Origin of the sequence: Streptomyces sp. NPDC002935, from assembly GCF_040611295.1 — a bacterium.
GTDB lineage: Bacteria > Actinomycetota > Actinomycetes > Streptomycetales > Streptomycetaceae > Streptomyces.
Genome location: NZ_JBEXNW010000007.1, coordinates 186,000 through 199,322, shown reverse-complemented (window position 1 = coordinate 199,322; position 13,323 = coordinate 186,000). Strand labels below are relative to the sequence as shown.

At 71.3% G+C, this 13,323-nt stretch carries 12 protein-coding genes and 1 tRNA gene; 8 read left to right on the top strand and 5 right to left on the bottom strand.

Going from position 1 to position 13,323, the window contains the following annotated elements:
* The first annotated feature begins 9 nt into the window (after positions 1 to 9).
* On the top strand, positions 10 to 1,221 hold the full coding sequence (locus ABZX90_RS12075) for an RNA-guided endonuclease TnpB family protein (protein ID WP_355203954.1): 1,212 nt from the start codon (positions 10 to 12) through the stop codon (positions 1,219 to 1,221).
* Between the two features lie 13 nt (positions 1,222 to 1,234).
* Here the strand turns inward: ABZX90_RS12075 and ABZX90_RS12070 are convergent, their stop codons facing one another.
* On the bottom strand, positions 1,235 to 2,098 hold the full coding sequence (locus tag ABZX90_RS12070) for an intradiol ring-cleavage dioxygenase (RefSeq protein ID WP_355203951.1): 864 nt from the start codon (positions 2,096 to 2,098) through the stop codon (positions 1,235 to 1,237).
* Positions 2,099 to 2,397: 299 nt separating this feature from the next.
* Here ABZX90_RS12070 and ABZX90_RS12065 point away from each other — a divergent pair, with 299 nt between their 5' ends.
* Positions 2,398 to 2,934, top strand: a complete 537-nt coding sequence (locus tag ABZX90_RS12065; protein ID WP_351119874.1) for an NUDIX hydrolase family protein — start codon at positions 2,398 to 2,400, stop codon at positions 2,932 to 2,934.
* 185 nt (positions 2,935 to 3,119) lie between these two features.
* On the opposite strand, the gene ABZX90_RS12060 is transcribed toward ABZX90_RS12065, so the two are convergent.
* Positions 3,120 to 3,193, bottom strand: a tRNA-Pro gene (locus ABZX90_RS12060).
* Between the two features lie 100 nt (positions 3,194 to 3,293).
* Between ABZX90_RS12060 and ABZX90_RS12055 the strand changes: the two genes are divergently transcribed.
* From ABZX90_RS12055 to ABZX90_RS12045, 3 genes are all read left to right on the top strand, one after another.
* Positions 3,294 to 3,818, top strand: a complete 525-nt coding sequence (locus ABZX90_RS12055) for a DUF309 domain-containing protein (protein WP_355203948.1) — start codon at positions 3,294 to 3,296, stop codon at positions 3,816 to 3,818.
* A 102-nt stretch (positions 3,819 to 3,920) separates the two neighbouring features.
* Positions 3,921 to 4,691, top strand: a complete 771-nt coding sequence (cobF, locus tag ABZX90_RS12050; protein WP_355203945.1) for a precorrin-6A synthase (deacetylating) — start codon at positions 3,921 to 3,923, stop codon at positions 4,689 to 4,691.
* A gap of 76 nt (positions 4,692 to 4,767) precedes the next feature.
* Complete coding sequence (locus ABZX90_RS12045) at positions 4,768 to 6,852, top strand: MDR family MFS transporter (protein ID WP_355203942.1); 2,085 nt, start codon at positions 4,768 to 4,770, stop codon at positions 6,850 to 6,852.
* 27 nt (positions 6,853 to 6,879) lie between these two features.
* Here the strand turns inward: ABZX90_RS12045 and ABZX90_RS12040 are convergent, their stop codons facing one another.
* Positions 6,880 to 7,626 (bottom strand): cobalt-precorrin-6A reductase, encoded by a 747-nt coding sequence (locus ABZX90_RS12040; protein ID WP_355203939.1) that lies wholly within the window; start codon positions 7,624 to 7,626, stop codon positions 6,880 to 6,882.
* A 72-nt stretch (positions 7,627 to 7,698) separates the two neighbouring features.
* Here ABZX90_RS12040 and ABZX90_RS12035 point away from each other — a divergent pair, with 72 nt between their 5' ends.
* Positions 7,699 to 8,529, top strand: coding sequence for an HAD-IIA family hydrolase (locus tag ABZX90_RS12035; RefSeq protein ID WP_355203936.1), 831 nt, complete (start codon positions 7,699 to 7,701; stop codon positions 8,527 to 8,529).
* A 30-nt stretch (positions 8,530 to 8,559) separates the two neighbouring features.
* Here ABZX90_RS12035 and ABZX90_RS12030 read toward each other — a convergent pair whose 3' ends face one another.
* Positions 8,560 to 9,333 (bottom strand): sulfite exporter TauE/SafE family protein, encoded by a 774-nt coding sequence (locus ABZX90_RS12030; RefSeq protein ID WP_355203933.1) that lies wholly within the window; start codon positions 9,331 to 9,333, stop codon positions 8,560 to 8,562.
* Between the two features lie 181 nt (positions 9,334 to 9,514).
* Positions 9,515 to 10,702, bottom strand: a complete 1,188-nt coding sequence (locus ABZX90_RS12025; protein WP_351119855.1) for a thiolase family protein — start codon at positions 10,700 to 10,702, stop codon at positions 9,515 to 9,517.
* A gap of 326 nt (positions 10,703 to 11,028) precedes the next feature.
* Here ABZX90_RS12025 and ABZX90_RS12020 point away from each other — a divergent pair, with 326 nt between their 5' ends.
* Both ABZX90_RS12020 and ABZX90_RS12015 read left to right on the top strand, forming a co-directional pair.
* Positions 11,029 to 11,841: an SAM-dependent methyltransferase gene (locus tag ABZX90_RS12020; RefSeq protein ID WP_355203930.1), complete on the top strand. Its 813-nt coding sequence runs from the start codon at positions 11,029 to 11,031 to the stop codon at positions 11,839 to 11,841.
* A 258-nt stretch (positions 11,842 to 12,099) separates the two neighbouring features.
* Positions 12,100 to 12,861 (top strand): CBS domain-containing protein, encoded by a 762-nt coding sequence (locus tag ABZX90_RS12015; RefSeq protein WP_355203927.1) that lies wholly within the window; start codon positions 12,100 to 12,102, stop codon positions 12,859 to 12,861.
* Positions 12,862 to 13,323: the final 462 nt, after the last annotated feature.

The window sequence follows — 13,323 nt, the reverse complement described above, 5'->3', positions numbered from 1 at the left end:
TTGTGAGTAGTGGCCACTCACATGAAGCGGGCGTTCAAGTACCGCTTCTACCCGGACGATGCGCAGGCGGCGGAGCTGTCGCGCACGTTCGGATGCGTGCGGAAGGTCTACAACCTTGCTCTCGAGGCCCGTACCGCCGCGTGGTACCAGCGCCGGGAGAGGGTCAACTACAACGCGACCTCGGCGATGCTCACCGCGTGGAAGAAGACCGGGGAGCTCGCCTACCTGTCCGAGGTGTCCTCGGTGCCGTTGCAGCAGTGCCTGCGGCACCTGCAGGCAGCGTTCACCAGCTTCTTCGAGGGACGGGCGAAGTACCCCCGGTTCAAGTCGCGCAAGAAGTCCCGCCGCTCCGCCGAGTACACCGGCTCGGCGTTCCGCTACCGCGAGGGCAGGCTCACGCTCGCCAAGATGCGCGAGCCCCTGGACATCGTGTGGTCCCGGCCGCTCCCCGAGGGCGCGCAGCCGTCCACGGTGACCGTGTCCCAGGACGCGGCCGGACGCTGGTTCGTGTCGCTGCTCTGCGACGACACGATCACCCCACCGCTGGCCACCATGGCCGCTGTCGGGATCGACGCGGGGATCAATTCGCTGGTGACCCTGTCCACCGGGGAGAAGATCACCAACCCCCGTCATGAACGCCGTGACCGCGTCCGTCTCGCGAAGGCCCAGCGGGAGTTGTCCCGCAAGGCCCCTGGTGATGGGGCGAACCGGGCCAAGGCGCGTCGCAAGGTTGCCAAGGTCCACGCGCGGATCGCCGACCGGCGCCGCGACTTCCTGCACAAGCTGACCACTCGTCTCGTCCGTGAGAACCAAACGGTCGTGATCGAGGACCTGACCGTCCGCAACATGGTCAAGAACCGCAGGCTCGCCCGAGCTGTCTCGGACGCGGCCTGGCGTGAGCTGCGGATGATGCTGGAGTACAAGTGCGCCTGGTACGGGCGTGAGCTCGTCGTGATCGACCGCTGGTTCCCGTCCAGCAAGCTGTGCGGGAACTGCGGCATCGTCCGGGCGACACTGCCGCTGAACGTCCGCGAGTGGACGTGCGAGTGCGGAGCGGTGCACGACCGCGACGGAAACGCGGCGCAGAACATTCTCGCGGCCGGGCTGGCCGTGTCTGCCTGTGGAGGCGGTGTAAGACCTCAACGGGAGTCCTCCCGGACGGGGCGGTCGTCGGTGAAGCAGGAACCCCAGCGGGCGACCGCTGGAATCCCCCGCCTTTAGGCGAGGGAGGAAGTCAAGCCGGCTCCAGTACGAGTTCGAAGTGGGCGTGCCGGAAGGGGTTCGCGACGCCGAACTCCCGTGCCAGGGAGGGGTCGTCGGTCTCGGCGAAGTCCTGGACGAGGCTCTGCTTGACGGCGAAGACGGCGTCGGAGTCGAGGTAGGGGCCGCCCGCCACGAAGAGGTGCGTGGTGACGGGGGCGTGCCCCGCGGCCGAGGCGATGAAGTGGATGTGGGCGGGGCGGTAGGGGTGGCGGCCGGTGGCCCCGAGCAGGGCGCCGACCGGGCCGTCGGTGGGGATCGGGTACGGGCTCGGGACGCAGGTGCGGAACCGGAAGCGGCCCTCGGTGTCCGCCGTGAAGAGCCCGCGTCCGTTGCCGGGCGGCTGGACGTCCGGCCGCTGGACGTCGTAGAAGCCCTCGCCGTCGGCCTGCCACACGTCGAGGACCGCGCCGGGCAGGGGGGTGCCGTCCCGGGACAGCACCCGGCCGCTCACCACACACGGCTCGCCGGTGCCCACCAGGTCGATGTTCGCGCCGAGTTCCCGCTCGGGCGACGCCGTCATGTGGAACGGGCCGAGGACCGTCGACTCCGTCGCGCCCGGGTCACGGTGGCCGTTGAGGGCCTCCACGAGCATGGAGACGCCGAGCACGTCCGACAGGAGGATGAACTCCTGCCGGGTGTCGTCGCACTTCTGCCCGGTCGCGGTCAGGAAGCCGATGGCGCGCTCCCACTCCTCCGTCGTCGGCCGGGTCTCGCGGGCGAAGGCGTGGAGGTGGCGGGTGAGCGAGCCGAGCAGCTCACGCAGCCTCGGGTCGGCCGTGCCCGCGAAGCTGTCGACGACAGCGTCGGTGATCTCCGTGGTGTGTTCCTCGACCATGCCGCTCCCGTGGTCCCGCCGGTCGCCCTGCCGGGCGTGTACCAGGCTACGAGGTGCCGGGGCCCACCGTCCGAAGCCGAAGAACCCGTCCGCCGCGTCCGGCGGCACGGAGGGGACCTGGACGTCGGCGGCACCTTCACGCGCGCGACGCGCGTCACCGGGGCCGGATTCCGTCGACGGCCGGCTGGGCCGAAAACCGCCCGGCTGACGTCGAGGGACGCGCGATGACCCTTTCGGTGGGGCATCGTTGACCTGGAGCATCACGCCCGCACCGGACGCACGGAAAGTATGATCAAGCAATGTCTGACTTGACCGAAACCACGCCCGGCTGGCTGTCCCGTGACGAACTGGAGTCGGCCCGCGCCCGTATGCCGATCCTGTACGTCGAAGCCGTACCGGTGCGCGTCGACGACAACGGCGAAGTCACCCACATCGGGCTCCTGCTCCGTATCGGTCCGGACGGGACGGTCAGCCGCACCCTCGTCTCGGGCCGGGTGCTGCACCACGAGCGGGTCCGCGACGCCCTGCTGCGCCACCTGGAGAAGGACCTCGGCCCGGTGGCACTCCCCCGGATCCCGGCCTCCCTGCAGCCGTTCACCGTCGCCGAGTACTTCCCGACACTCGGCGTCACGCCGTTCCACGACCCCCGCCAGCACGCCGTGTCCCTGGCCTACATCGTCCCGGTGACCGGCGACTGCCGCCCCCGGCAGGACGCCCTCGACCTGGTCTGGTTCAGCCCGGAAGAGGCCTCGTCACCCGTGGTCACGGACGACATGCCCGGCGGTCACGGCGTTCTGCTGCGACAGGCGCTGGCGCACGTCGGCCATCTGTCCTGACGCGAAGGCCGCCGAACGCCCCGGAATCGGGGGACGGCGACGCCTCGCCCGACGCGGCAGCCGGGCCCTCACCCTGCCCGGCGCCGTCCGGCGGCGCCGCCTCAGCGGGTGACACCCATGCCGCAGACAGCGGAAAGGCCGCCCCCGCGAAAGCGGAAACGGCCTACGACCTGCGTATACGCAAGTCGGGACGACAGGATTTGAACCTGCGACCCCTTGACCCCCAGTCAAGTGCGCTACCAAGCTGCGCCACGTCCCGGTGCGTTCACCCGCGGTGACCCGCGTGATCGTGCGAACAGAACTTTACCCCACGCCGGGGGCTGCTCCGCCGGGGGACGGGGGCGCGCGACAATCGGCGTATGACCGGGACATCTGAGACGCGGCAGGCCGGCGGACGCGATCGGGACACCGAGGGGCGGGCGCGGAACGCCAGGCCCCGCGACGGACTGGGGCGCCCCCTGCCGTACGGCGCGGACGGGGTGGAGCGGCAGCCGGAGGGGGTCGTGCGCGGTCCCGAGGAAACGGTCGCCGAGGCGCAGGCGCTGCTGGACGCGGGCAGACCATTCCACGCGCACGAGGTCTTCGAGGACGCCTGGAAGTCCGGTCCGCAGGACGAGCGCGGGCTCTGGCGGGGGCTGGCGCAGCTCGCCGTGGGGCTCACGCACGCGGCCCGGGGGAACGCGACGGGCGGCGCACGGCTGCTGCGACGCGGCGCCGGGGCGATCGAGGAGTGGGCGTCGGGGACGGGTCGGCCGCGGCCGTACGGCATGGAGCTCGCGGAACTCACCATCTGGGCACGGGAGTTGGCGGGCGTCGTGGAGCGTGACGGCGAGCCGGTCGACGCGGCGGTGTCAGCTCCACGACTGCGCGGCCGGGTCGCCTGACAAGTGCATGCCTGCGGCGCCCGACCAGGCACCGACGCCGGTGCCCGACCACGTACCGACGCCGGTGCGTCCACGGTCAGTGGCGTGCGGCAGACTCTGGGTGTGCGAAAGATTCATGTCATCGGCATTGGAGCGGGCGACCCCGATCAGCTCACGCTGCAGGCGGTCAAAGCGCTGAGGAGCACGGACGTGTTCTTCATCCTGGACAAGGGCGAGGTGAAGTCCGACCTCGTCCAGCTGCGCCGTGACATCCTCGACGCGCACATACCCGAGGGGGCGTACCGCCTGGTCGAGGCCCGCGACCCTGACCGGGACCGGACAGCTGGGGGTTCGTCGTACTCCCCGGCCGTCGGGGACTGGCGCAGCGCCCGTGCCGCCATCTACGAGCGGCTGATCACCGAGGAGCTGGGCGAGGACGAGAGCGGCGCGTTCCTGGTGTGGGGCGATCCCGCGCTGTACGACAGCACGCTCGGCATCCTGGAGGAGATCCTGGACCAGGGCGCGGTGGCGTTCTCGTACGACGTGGTGCCCGGCATCAGCAGCGTCTCGGCGCTCGTCGCCCGGCACCGTACGGGGCTGAACCGGGTCGCCCGGCCCGTGCAGATCACCACCGGCCGACGCCTCGCGGAGGGCTTTCCCGAGGGGGTGGACGACGTGGTGGTGATGCTCGACGCCCACCAGACGTTCCGGCAGTACGCGGACGAGGACATCGACATCTACTGGGGCGCCTACATCGGCACGCCCGACGAGATCCTCGCCTCCGGTCCGCTGGCCGAGGCGGCCCCCCGTATCGAGCGGTTGCGCGCCGAGGCCCGGGAACGCAAGGGCTGGATCATGGACACCTACCTGCTGCGCAGGAATCCGGGGAGCTAGAGACGTCCTGTCCGCCGGTACGCCGCGCGGGCCGCCCCGCATGCACGGGGAGCCCACCGGTGTGAGGGTGGCGATTGTGACGATCACGGAGGATTCGGCGCCCCCCGCGGCGGGGGCGCCCGGGCCGCCGGTGCTGGACAGCCGGCGCCGCAACATCGTCTTCGCGACGATCGTGCTGGGCATGCTTCTCGCCGCGCTCGACCAGACGATCGTGGGCACCGCGCTGCCGACGATCGTGTCCGATCTGGGCGGCGCGGCGCACATGTCGTGGGTGGTGACCGCTTACCTGCTGGCCGAGACCGTGGCGACGGTGCTGGTCGGCAAGTTCGGCGACCTGTTCGGCCGCAAGGTGGTCTTCCAGGTGTCGGCGATCATCTTCATCACGGGTTCGTTCCTGTGCGGGCTCGCCACGAACATGTCGCTGCTGATCACCTGGCGGGCGTTGCAGGGCATCGGCGCGGGCGGTCTGATGGTGACCTCCATGGCGCTGATCGCGGACGTCATCCCGCTGCGAGAGCGGGGCAAGTACCAGGGCGCGATCGGCGCGGTCTTCGGTGTGGCCACGGTCATCGGGCCGCTGCTCGGCGGACTGTTCACGGACCATCTGTCGTGGCGCTGGGCGTTCTACGTCAACGTCCCCCTCGCGATCGTGGTGGTGATCGCGGCGGCCCGCACCATCCCCGTGGTGAAGTCGGTGACCCGGCCGGTCATCGACTATCTGGGCATCGCGCTGGTCGCGGTCGGCGCCAGCTCCCTGATCCTGGCGACGAGTTGGGGCGGCAACGAGTACGCGTGGACATCGCCGACCATCATCGGTCTCTTCGTGGGCGGTGTGGTCGCGCTCGGTCTGTTCTGCCTGGTGGAGACGCGTGCGGCCGAACCCATGCTGCCGATGCGGCTGTTCTCCAACCCGGTCTTCACGGTCTGCTCGATCCTGAGCTTCATCGTGGGGTTCGCGATGCTCGGCGCGATGACGTTTCTGCCGACGTATCTGCAGTACGTCGACGGGGACTCCGCCACGGTCTCCGGTGTGCGCACCCTGCCCCTGGTCCTTGGCCTGCTCATCGCGTCCGTCTTCAGCGGCAACGTGGTCAGCAAGACCGGGCAGTACCGGATCTTCCCCATCGTCGGTTCCCTGGTGATGGCGGTCGGGCTCTATCTGATGTCGCGCATGGGACCGGACACCGGGGCCTGGCTGGAGTCCCTGTACATGTTCGTGCTCGGCACCGGGATCGGGCTGTGCATGCAGGTGCTGACGATCGCCGTGCAGAACACCGTCGAGTACACCGACCTCGGCACCGCGACCTCCGGCGTCACCTTCTTCCGTACGCTGGGCAGTTCCTTCGGTACGGCCGTCTTCGGCACGATCTACACCAACGCGCTGAAGCCGAACCTGGCCGAGGGGGTCAGAGCGGCCGCGGAGACCGGTGCGGCCCGGCCGGCCGTCATCGCCAAGGCGGCGCAGAGTCCGGAAGGGCTGCACAGACTGCCGCCGGAGGCGGCCCAGCCCATCATCGACGCCTACGCCGACACCATCCACACCGTGTTCCTGTGGACGGTTCCGGTGGCGGTCCTCGGCTTCGTCGTGGCGCTCTTCCTCAAGCAGGTGGAGTTGCGCGACAGCGCGCGGATGGGGTCGACGGACATGGGCGAGGGCTTCGCGTCGCCGTCCACCGCGGACTCCCAGCGGCTGCTGGAGTTCTCGGTCGCGAAAATCATCGGCACCACGGAGATGGACACCGCGCGCCGGATCGTCGCCGAGTCCGACACCCGGCTGGATGTGGCGGGCTCCTGGGCCGTGATGCAGGTGGAGCTGTTCACCCGGATGGTCGGCCACGCCAATCTCGCACTGATCGCCGCCCGGCGCCATCTGCCCCCCGAGGTGCTCGTCCCGGTGTTCAACCGGATGGTCGAGGAGGGCTATCTGACCCGGCACGGCTCGTTGTTCTCGCACACCGCGGCGGGCGAGCGCGAGGCACGGGTGATCAGCGAGGCCTGGGGCCGCTGGCTCGCCGGACGTGTGGAGCAGGATCTCGGCCGCCCGTCCGGCGAGGAACTGCGCGCCGCCGTCGACACCATCGCCAAGCGCCTGCTGGTCGAGGACCTGACCCAGGGTCTGCCCGACCGGACCCCGGAACTGGCGTCGGCCACGAGGAGTTGACGGCCGCGCGGCGGCTCCGGAGACCGGTCACCGCGGGCCGAGGTCCAGCAGGGCCAGCGCCGACGCGACGTCCGGAACCGCGCTCACGTCCTTCGGGAGGGGCGGGCGGCGTACGACGACCACGGGGAGGCCGAGGTCGCGGGCGGCCGTCAGTTTGGCCGCCGTCGCGGCACCGCCGCTGTCCTTGGTCACCAGGACGTCGATGCGATGACCGCGGAGCAGGGCCTTCTCGTCGTCCAGGGTGAAGGGACCGCGTGCGAGCAGCACTTCGGTGTCGGGAGGCAGCGGCGGCTCGGGGGCCTCCACCGAACGTACGAGAAAGTGGAGCTGTGCGAGATCCGCGAACGCCGCGAGTCCGAGGCGGCCCGTGGTGAGGAAGACGCGGCGGCCCAGCTCGGGCAGCAGCGCGGCGGCTTCGGCGAGGGAGTCCACCGGGTGCCAGCGGTCACCGGGACCGGGGCGCCAGCCGGGGCGGCGCAGCACCACGGCGGGAATCCCGGTCGCCGCCGCGGCCCGTGCCGCGTTCGCGGTGATGCCGGACGCGAAGGGATGCGTCGCGTCGACCACGGCGTCGACACGGTGCTCGCTCAGCCATCGCGCGAGTCCGTCCGCCCCGCCGAACCCCCCGGTCCGTACCTCCCCTTCGAGCGCTCCCGGCCGGGAGACCCGGCCCGCCAGCGACGTCGTCACGCGCACGCCGGGGCGCGCCGCCAGCTCGGCGGCGAGTTCGCGGGCCTCGGTGGTGCCGCCGAGGAGAAGGACGTGCGGGGCCATGCGCCGAGCGTACGGGGGTGCGGGAACGGCTGTGCGCATGCCCTTGCCACCGCGGATCGGTAGGGTCCTGGCATGGAGGCGGTACGGGCGGTCCTGATCGACATCGACGGTGTGCTCACCGTCTCGTGGGAGCCGATTCCCGGCGCGGTCGAGGCGTTGCGGCGGATCCGCGATTCCGGCCTTCCGGTCGCCCTGGTCACCAACACGACGTCCCGCACACGCGCGTCCATCGCCGCCACGCTGGCCGGAGCGGGCTTCCCGGTGGACGCCGGGGACATCCTCACCGCGCCCGCCGTCACCGCCGCGTACCTCGCCGAACACCATCCGGGCGCCCGGTGCGCTCTGCTGAACAGCGGTGACATCCGCGAAGACCTCGAAGGCGTACTCCTCGTCGAGGAGAACGCCGGCGCTGTACCGGGTGCTGTCGAGGGGAACGCCGACACCGTGGCGGATGTCGTCGTCGTGGGGGGTGCCGGTCCCGAGTTCGGCTACGCGGCGGTGAACCGGGCCTTCGGCCACCTCCAGCGGGGTGCGCGGCTGATCGCCATGCACCGCAATCTGTACTGGCGGACCGACCGGGGTCTGCAGCTCGACAGCGGCGCGTTCCTGCTGGGGCTCGAACGGGCGGCCCGCACGGAGGCGGAGATCACCGGGAAGCCGTCACCCGCGTTCTTCGAGACGGCGCTGGCCCGTCTCGGAGTCGGTCCCGGCGAGGCACTGATGATCGGCGACGACATCGAGTCGGACGTCCTCGCGGCGCAGCGCACGGGCATCACCGGCGTCCTGGTGAGAACCGGGAAGTACCTGCGGGAGAGCCATCGCGCGGCCCACGGCACGCCGGATCACGTCCTGGACTCCTTCGCGGACCTCCCGCGCCTGCTGGGCTCCGGCCCTTCCCGGTAGCACCGGGGCGCGTCCCGGAGGCCCCGGACTTTAGTGCAGCAGCAGTTGCACTCCCCCGACGACCGTCGCCCCGATCACCAGTCGCTCGAAGAGCAGTTGGTCGATGCGGTTCACCGCCCACTTTCCGATGAACGCCCCCGGCACGACGAAGGCCGCCAGGGCCGCGTCCAGGAGCAGCGAGCGGCCGTCGATCAGGCCGAGGCCCGCGCTGAAGGGCAGCTTGGAGACGTTGACGATGAGGAAGAAGAAGGCGGAGGTGCCGAGGAAGCCGAGCTTGCGGAAGCCCGCCGAGAGGAGATACATCGACATCACCGGGCCGCCCGCGTTGGCGACCATCGTGGTGAAGCCACCGAGCACCCCGTAGGAACGGGCCTTGACGCGTCCCGTGCGGGTCACGACCGAGTCGGGTTCCTCGTCCTGGACGGCGGCCCGGCGACGCCACACGGTGACCCCGGCCATCAGCAGCAGGATCGCGCCGATCGAGGTCCGTACGACCGCGTCGTCGGCCCAGACCAGGAAGACCGTACCGAGGACGACACCCGCGGCGACCGCCGGGAACAGGCGCCACAGCGTGGGCCAGTGGGCGTGGCGCCGGTAGGTGAGCACGGCGAGCACGTCGCCGACGATCAGGAGGGGCAGCAGGACGCCGGTCGAGGCGCGGGCGGGCAGTACGGCGGCGAAGATCGCCAGGCTGACCGTGTTGGCTCCGCTGACGGCGGTCTTGGAGAAGCCGACGAGCAGAGCCGCGGCGGCGAGAGCGGCGAACTCCCCGGTGGATATGTGCCAGAGCGTCATCGTGTTCATGCGGGGACCGATGTTATGCCCACGCAACTCGCCCGGCTAAGGAGGGTCGTGGCCCAGGTGGGCCCTGGGCCACACCCTGTACGGGCCGACCCCAAGGGCACGCCGTGTACGGGCCGACGCCAGGGACACGCCGTGTAGGGACCTGCCCCTGCGGACGCGCAGCTCCGGGAGGGTCCGCGCGTCAGTGGCGCTCGACCAGGACCGCGCTGCCCTGTCCGACTCCGACGCACATCGTGGCCAGGCCGCGCTCGGCGCCCGTGCGGCGCATGCGGTGCAGCAGGGTGGTGAGGATGCGGGCGCCCGAGCAGCCGAGCGGGTGACCGAGGGCGATGGCTCCGCCGGTCGGGTTGACGAGGTCGGGGTCGATGCCGAGGCGGTCCACGCAGGCCAGGGCCTGGGCGGCGAACGCCTCGTTGAACTCGGCCTCCTGGATGTCGCCGATGCTCCAGCCGACGCGTCCGAGCGCCTTCTGCGTGGCGGGCACGGGACCGATGCCCATGACGTCGGGATCGACGCCGGCCGAGGCTCCGGCGACATAGCGTCCGAGCGATTCCAGTCCGAGTTCGTTCAGGGCTTCCTCGCTGACCAGCAGCACGCCGGCGGCGCCGTCGTTCATCGGCGAGGCGTTGCCCGCGGTGACCGTGCCGCCGGCGCGGAACACCGGCTTGAGGCGGGCCAGCTTGTCGAGCGAGGTGTCCTCCCGTACGCATTCGTCGCTGTCGACGATCACACCGTCGGGACGCTCCACGGGGAGCAGTTCGGCGTCGAAGTACCCGTTCTTGCGGGCGTCGGCCGCACGCTGGTGGCTGCGGAGCGCGAAGGCGTCCTGCCGCTCGCGCGAGACGCCGTACCGCGCGGCGACCTCCTCCGCGGTCTCCCCCATCGACAGGACGCCGTGCAGCTCCTTCATCACGGGGTTGACCATGCGCCAGCCGAGCCGGGTGTCGACGGTCTCGATGCGGTGCGGCAGCGCCTCGTCCGGGCGGGGCAGGACGAAGGGGGCCCGGCTCATCGACTCGGAGCCGCCGGCGAGCACGATGTCGGCCTCGCCCGAGGCGATGGCGCGGGCCGCCGTCGTGACGGCTTCGAGGCCGGAGGCGCAGAGCCGGTTGACGGTGGCGCCGGGCACGCTGTCGGGCAGTCCGGCGAGCAGCGCGGCCATGCGCGCGACATTGCGGTTGTCCTCACCGGCCTGGTTGGCGGCACCCCAGTAGACGTCGTCGACGCGGGCCGGGTCGAGCGTGGGCACCTCGGCGACCAGACCGCGGATGACGCTCGCGGCGAGGTCGTCGGGCCGCACGGAGGACAGGGCCCCGCGCAGCTTGCCGATGGGCGTGCGGCGGGCGGCCGCGAAGTGGACGGGACGCACGACAGGACTCCTGACGGACACCGGTGAGGGACACCGGGATTAATTAGCACTGCTAGTTTTTGACTATAACCCCCGCCCCGAGCCCTTGGGAAGATCCCCCCGCGGCCGGTATCCGCCCGTACGTCCCGACACCCGCCCCGCAGGGAAGGCGGCCATCGCGGCCGCGGAGCGGTTCTCCGCGCCGAGCACCACGGCGCCGCGGTTCCGGGTGGCCGAGGATCGACTGTCGCCCGCCCCGCACCCCGCGCGGATGCGACACTGCTCGCGCGCCCCGCCGAACACGGGTTGACGGGGTGAACAGGACGGACACAGCAGGGAGTTGTCGTATGACGGGGACCGAGTCCGCCGCGGACCGGATCGACACCAGCAGGCCACATCCGGCACGGGTGTACGACTGGTACCTGGGCGGCAAGGACAACTACCCGGTCGACGAGCAGCTCGGGCAGCAGATCACGGAGCGCGATCCCGGCGCCAAACGGGCCGCGCGCAGCAACCGCTGGTTCATGCAGCGGGCCACCCGCCACCTGGTCCGTACGGCGGGAATCCGCCAGTTCCTCGACATCGGCACCGGCATTCCCACCGAGCCCAACCTTCACCAGATCGCGCAGGTCACCGCTCCGGACGCACGGGTGGTGTACGTCGACAACGACCCGATCGTCCTCGCCCACGCCGAGGCGCTGCTGCGCGGTACCCCGGAGGGCGTGACGGAGTACATCCAGGCGGACGTGCGCGAGCCGCGGAAGATCCTCGACGAGGCCGCGCGCGTGCTCGACCTGGACCGCCCCGTGGCCCTGTCGCTGATCGCGCTGATGCACTTCATCGCCGACGACGACGGTGCGTACGAACTGGTGGAGACCCTGGTCGACGCACTGGCGCCGGGCAGTTTTCTGGCGCTGTCCGCGATGACGATCGACTTCGAGCCGGAGGACGTACGCCGGGGCATCGAGGCGTACGCGCGCGGCGGTGTCACCCTGGTGGGCCGTTCGCACGCCGAAGTGAGCCGCTTCTTCGGGGGACTTGACCTGGTCGAGCCGGGCATCGTCTCCGTGAAGGACTGGCGTCCGGAACTCGCGGAGGGCGAGACCCCGATCGGCGACGAGCCGGTGTCCCTGTACGGCGGGGTCGGCTTCAAAAGCTAGGGCCGGTCGGTTAGGGGGGCGGCGCCGGTCGAATTCGAGGGTCGGCGCCGGTCTGTGGCGCCGGTCGGTTTCACGTTCTCGCGGGACGAGGCGGGCGGTCCTTGGCCCTCTTGGCCGGGTCCTTGGCCCTTCTGAGCGTGTCCTTGGCCCTCCTGACCGGGACGGTCGGGCCCGTGGCCGAGGACGGTCGGCCCCTGCCCCCTTGGGTGCCGGGGAGGAACGCTGGGGAGCCATCCGAGAAGGAAGCGAGATGGCGAGATGACCCTCATCGTCGGGCAGGTGATGACCAGCGAGGTCGTCGAGGCGCACCGGGAGATGTCGTTCAAGGACGTGGCACGGCTGCTGGACCGGTACCGGATCAGCGGACTGCCGGTGGTGGACGACGACGACAAGGTCGTGGGCGTGATCTCGGAGACCGATCTGCTGCGCCGGCAGGCGGCCCGGTGCGACCCCGAGGTACGGCGCGGCCTCCTGCCGTCCCTGCGCCGCGGCCGGTCGCGCTCGCTGCGCCAAGGCAGGGTGGCGCGCCGCGCGGCGGGCGCCGAGGCCACACCGGCCCGCGCCACGACCGCGGAGCAGTTGATGTCGACGCCCGCGATCACCGTGCATCCGGAACAGCAAGTGGCGGATGCCGCCCGGGTGATGGAGCGTCATCGCATCGAACGGCTTCCCGTGGTGGACGAGGAGGACCGGCTGATCGGAATCGCCACCCGCCGGGACCTGCTGCGGGTATTCCTGCGGACGGACGAGGAGATCCGCCAGGAGGTGACCGACGAGGTTCTGGGGCGCACCCTGTCGTTGCCGCCCCACAGCGTGATCGTCTCGGTCGGCGACGGTGTGGTGACGCTGGAGGGTCGGCTGGAGCGTCGGAGCGAGATCCCGCGGGCCATCCGGCTGACGTGGCGGGTCGACGGCGTCGTCGGAGTCATGAACAGCCTGACCTTCCGCGTCGATGACACCCTCCCGCCCGAACTCCACCCCTCGCACCGGATCGGCCACCACTGGCTTCCCGAACGCTGACGGGCCGGCCCGGGGCAGTCGATCGCGTGCGCGACGGCCGCGCCCCAGAGCGCCGGGCCGAGCCGCGGAGCCCCGGAGCCGCGGAGCCGCGGAGCCCCGGAGCCGCGGAGCCGCGGAGCCGCGGAGCCGCGGAGCCGCGGAGCCGCGGAAGGATCGGCTGGCCGGCATGACCTAGGCCATGGACAGATCGGCCTGCCGGCATGACCGGAGCGAAGGACCCCTCGGCCGACCGGTGCGGACCGAACGGCCCTGGCCCGGCGGGCCCCGGCCCCCGTGTCCCCCCTCACCGACCTGACCTCCCCAGAACCTCGTGAACCACTCGCACCTCCCCTGAAGGCCCCTGGTCGGCTGCGGCTCAGCCGCGGGTCGGGGGCCACGAGGCGGTCGGCCTCGCCGCGGCGGCCACTTCGTCCGCCGCGTTCCGCACAGGTGCTCGACTTCGGGCCCGGCCGGTCGGGCATC

Bases quoted from the DNA above. Each gene is read 5' to 3' on its own strand.
- ABZX90_RS12040 (WP_355203939.1), bottom strand. From the start codon at position 7,626: ATGGCCCCGCACGTCCTTCTCCTCGGCGGCACCACCGAGGCCCGCGAA.
- ABZX90_RS12070 (WP_355203951.1), bottom strand. From the start codon at position 2,098: ATGGTCGAGGAACACACCACGGAGATCACCGACGCTGTCGTCGACAGC.
- ABZX90_RS12015 (WP_355203927.1), top strand. From the start codon at position 12,100: ATGACCCTCATCGTCGGGCAGGTGATGACCAGCGAGGTCGTCGAGGCG.
- ABZX90_RS12055 (WP_355203948.1), top strand. From the start codon at position 3,294: ATGACCGGGACATCTGAGACGCGGCAGGCCGGCGGACGCGATCGGGAC.
- ABZX90_RS12020 (WP_355203930.1), top strand. From the start codon at position 11,029: ATGACGGGGACCGAGTCCGCCGCGGACCGGATCGACACCAGCAGGCCA.
- ABZX90_RS12065 (WP_351119874.1), top strand. From the start codon at position 2,398: ATGTCTGACTTGACCGAAACCACGCCCGGCTGGCTGTCCCGTGACGAA.
- ABZX90_RS12035 (WP_355203936.1), top strand. From the start codon at position 7,699: ATGGAGGCGGTACGGGCGGTCCTGATCGACATCGACGGTGTGCTCACC.
- ABZX90_RS12030 (WP_355203933.1), bottom strand. From the start codon at position 9,333: ATGAACACGATGACGCTCTGGCACATATCCACCGGGGAGTTCGCCGCT.